Below are 1161 nucleotides of genomic sequence, written 5' to 3'. Positions count from 1 at the left end.
GGCAGATACTCCATCGAGTAGAAGAAGGCACCGTCCTGCTGCCCCGCGTCGATCGGGATGACCAGGTAGGGCGAGCGGACCGCGGCGAATGCGGCCAGCTCCCGGGTGGCCCGGCGGAACGCCACCTCGGTCGACTCCGCGTGCAGCACCTTGACGGCGACGAACTCGATGTCGAGCGGCAGCCGGCGGGGGCGCCGGGCCAGGAAGAAGTGCCCGTGGTTGCCCGATCCCAGGGGACGGATGAAGTCGTAGTCGGCGATGCCCTGCACCTGATCTGGTCCCTTCACGTCTACGGATTGCGGTGCGACTCGTAGCGGAACCAGCGCCGGCCCACGTCGATGCGGGCCCCCGGCGTGATCACCACGGGTACGCCGGGGGTGAGCTGTGCCGGCTCGGCCGTGCCGGGGCGGTGCACGAAGGTGCCGTTCGCCGAGTGCAGGTCCACCAGCTCGACCCGCCAGCCCGCCAGCCGTACGCGGACATGCCGGCGGGAGACCCCGCTGACCGGGCCGGAGATCCGCAGTGGCCTGGCCCGGGCCGCGACGACGTCCGGGTCGGCGTCGGGTTCGCGACCCACCACGTAGTCGATGTCCAGGCGCAGGGTGCTGCCGTCGTCGAGCAACAGCACACCCAGCGGCGGGCGGGGCCCGAGCCGGGTCACCTGGGTCAGCTGGGCCATCGAGATGCCGCAGATCTGGCAGTACCGCTGATCCGGATCGTTGAAGTGGTCGTCACGGCAGTACACCCCCTCGATGAGGTGGTGCGTCGCGGCCTCGTCGCCGGGCGGCCGGGGCGGCTGGCTGGGCGCTGGGGCATACCCGGGCAGCACGATGACCGCCTCGAAGGGTGCCGCCCGGTCGAATCGGCGAGCCGGCGGCGACGGGGCGCCGAGCTGGGCGACCAGCCCCGCACCGCTGACCACGCCGGCGTCGAGGGCGGTCCGCGGATCCGGCGCGCCGCTGCCCGGCAGACTGAGCCGTACCGTCCGCAGTGGACCTTCGATGGTCCGGTGGGTCAGTGCCGGTCCGTGCATGTGGACGCGACCGTGCCCGCTGTCGGTTTCGGCGGCCGCGGCGCCGCGGACCAGGATCGCGGGCGTGCCGCCGAACGCGGCCACGGCACACGCGACGCCGTCGGAGCCGAGCTGCCCGGCCAGACGGG

The 1161-nt window shown here is 73.2% G+C and carries 1 protein-coding gene and 1 pseudogene; both read right to left on the bottom strand.

The genetic code is table 11. The annotated features are described in order from the left end of the window. Nucleotides 1-287: pseudogene (locus AB0C29_RS49595) on the bottom strand (serine/threonine protein kinase); the annotation flags it as partial. A gap of 2 nt (nucleotides 288-289) precedes the next feature. Beyond that, on the bottom strand, nucleotides 290-1161 hold an 872-nt coding region (locus tag AB0C29_RS49590), incomplete at its 5' end, for an FHA domain-containing protein (RefSeq protein ID WP_360835506.1).

Source organism: Actinoplanes sp. NPDC048791 (assembly GCF_040650095.1).
GTDB lineage: Bacteria > Actinomycetota > Actinomycetes > Mycobacteriales > Micromonosporaceae > Actinoplanes.
Note: the sequence above shows the minus strand (reverse complement) of the source record. Positions and strands in the feature narration are given on the sequence as shown.